The sequence below is a fragment of the Cupriavidus sp. WS genome (assembly GCF_000395345.1).
Taxonomy (GTDB): Bacteria; Pseudomonadota; Gammaproteobacteria; order Burkholderiales; family Burkholderiaceae; genus Cupriavidus; species Cupriavidus basilensis_B.
In genome coordinates this window covers 1-2,308 of sequence record NZ_AQPL01000552.1, presented here as the reverse complement: position 1 = coordinate 2,308, position 2,308 = coordinate 1, and the positions used below count along the sequence as shown (strand labels likewise).

Here is a 2,308-nt window from a genome sequence, read left to right as displayed (position 1 = left end):
CCGCCGTGCCGCCGAGCCGGCGCCGCCGCCGCGTGCTGGCCGGCGCCGCTGCGCTGGGCGCGGCGTGGAGCGCGGGCCTGAGCGCGCCGCTGCGCGCGCAGTCCGCGCCGCCGGTGCCGCCTGGTTATCCACAGAGCTATGCCGAGATCATCGCGCGCGCGCTGCGCGAAGGCGCGGTCAACGTGCACGCCTCCACCGACGCCGACATCGCCCAGCCGCTGGTGAGCGCCTTCGAGGCGCGCTACCCGGGCATCAGGGTGCGCTACCGCGAGCTCAACACGGTGGAGCTCAACGACGGCTTCCTGGCCGAAGGCGCGCGCCTGGCCGCCGGCGAGCCGCCCGGCGCCGAGACCGCCGACGTGCTGTGGAGCACGGCGATGGACCTGCAGATCAAGCTCGTCAACGACGGCCACGCGCTGCGCTACGCCTCGCCCGAGCGCGCCGGGCTGCCGGCCTGGGCGGCGTGGCGCGACGAGGCCTGGGGCACCACCTTCGAGCCGGCCGTGATCGTCTACAACCGGCGCCATTTCGCCGGCATGCAGACGCCGCGCAGCCGCACCGGGCTGGCGCGGCTGCTGCAGGAGAACACGCCGCGCTGGCGCCAGCGCGTGGTGACCTACGACGTGGAGAAATCGGGCGTGGGCTACCTGCTGGCGCAGCAGGACGCGCGCATGGGCGACGAGTTCTGGTACCTGGCGCAGGCGCTCGGGCGCTGCGGCGTGCAGTTGTCGGCCTCCACCGCGAACATGATCGAGCGCATCGCCTCGGGCGAGTTCGTGATGGGCTACAACCTGCTGGGCTCGTATGCGCTGTCGCTGATGGAGCGCGGCGCGGAGATCGACGTGATCGCCCCGCGCGACTACACGCTGGTGATGTCGCGCGTGGCCTTCATCGCGCGCCGCGCGGCGCATCCCAACGCGGCGCGGCTGTGGCTGGACTTCCTGCTGTCGCGCGCGGGCCAGACCGTGCTGGGGCAGAGCGCCTCGCAGCTCTACACCATCCGCACCGACACCGACAGCGTGCACACCGCGGTGGCGCTGGCCGAGCGGCTGGGCTACGCGCTCAAGCCGATCAGCGTGGGCCCCGGCCTGCTGGCGGCGCAGGACACGCTGCGCAAGCGCGCCTTCTTCGCGCGCTGGCGCGACGCCACGCGCGGCTGACGGAACGGGTGGCTGGGCGGGGGCTGCCTCAGCCGGCCTTCGTGCCGCGCGCAGGCCTGGCGGTGGCTTTCGGCGTGGTTTCCGGGGCTGTCTTCGCTGCCGTTTTCGAGGCGGCCTTCCGGGCCGGCTTCGGTGCCGCCTTCGGCGCAGCTTTCGACGCGGCCTGCTCCGCCTCCTTGGCTTCCTTGGCCTGGGCTTCCTGGCACATCGAATCGATTTCCTCGTTCAGCGCGGCCACCGGCGGCGCCACGTAGCCCTTGCGCAGGGCCGGCGACAGCCGCAGCGTGTCGATGAAGGCATCCGACACGCGCGCGGCGTTGGTCTCCAGGTCGAAGTCCTCCGGCGCGAACAGCCAGTGCGACAGCATGCCGCCGATGGAGGCGTGGAAGACATTGACGGCGAGGTCGAGGTCGAGGTCCGCCGGCAGCTGGCCGCGGTCCACCGCCAGGCGCAGGTGGTCGCGCATCTTCACCGTGCCTTCCTGGTGCGACTGGCGCTGGCGCTGGAAGATGGCGCCGTTCTCCTCGACCATCTCGCACTTGTGGAAGACGATCTCGAACACGCGCCGCCATTGCGGGTTTTCCACGGTCTGGCGCAGCGCGAACGCGCAGATGTCGCGGATGCTGCCGAGCGGGTCTTCCTTGCTGGCGATGCGCTCGGGCTCGCACAGCGCCTCGAGCGGCAGGTGCACGCGGTCCGACATGGCGGCGAACACGTCGCTTTTGTTCTTGAAGTGCCAGTAGATGGCGCCGCGGGTCACGCCGGCGGCCTCGGCGATGTCGGCAAGCGACGGGCGTGCCACGCCGCGGGCGGGGAACACGGCTTCCGCCGCGTCGAGAATGCGGTGGCGCGTTTCTAGCGCCTCTTCCTTGGTGCGTCTGGCCATGATGTTCTCGGCTGCCGGCCAGGTCTGGCCGGTCTGTTATCTCTCCCGGGTGCAGTCGACGGCGCCGCCGGGCACGGGCATGCGCTAGCGCGCGCGGCCTTCGCCGGGCCGCTGATATATGGGGCAATTATCGCCGCATTGCAACAGACACTTACATACATGCGCGAATGTATCTATAATACGCGTTCGCCTGACGTTCAGCCAGCCCGGGCGGGCTGAAGCGGCGCCGCGATTTCCGCGCCCGTCCTGCCGTGGCGGGCGG

Annotated in this window: 1 protein-coding gene and 1 pseudogene; one reads left to right on the top strand and one right to left on the bottom strand. The window is 71.4% G+C overall.

Going from position 1 to position 2,308, the window contains the following annotated elements; translation table 11 throughout:
• Nucleotides 1–53 precede the first annotated feature (53 nt).
• Nucleotides 54–1,160: an ABC transporter substrate-binding protein gene (locus tag K206_RS0134375; protein ID WP_043367717.1), complete on the top strand. Its 1,107-nt coding sequence runs from the start codon at nt 54–56 to the stop codon at nt 1,158–1,160.
• A 193-nt stretch (nt 1,161–1,353) separates the two neighbouring features.
• On the opposite strand, the pseudogene K206_RS40160 reads toward K206_RS0134375, so the two are convergent.
• Nucleotides 1,354–2,046: pseudogene (locus tag K206_RS40160) on the bottom strand (TetR family transcriptional regulator); the annotation flags it as partial.
• Nucleotides 2,047–2,308 lie beyond the last annotated feature (262 nt).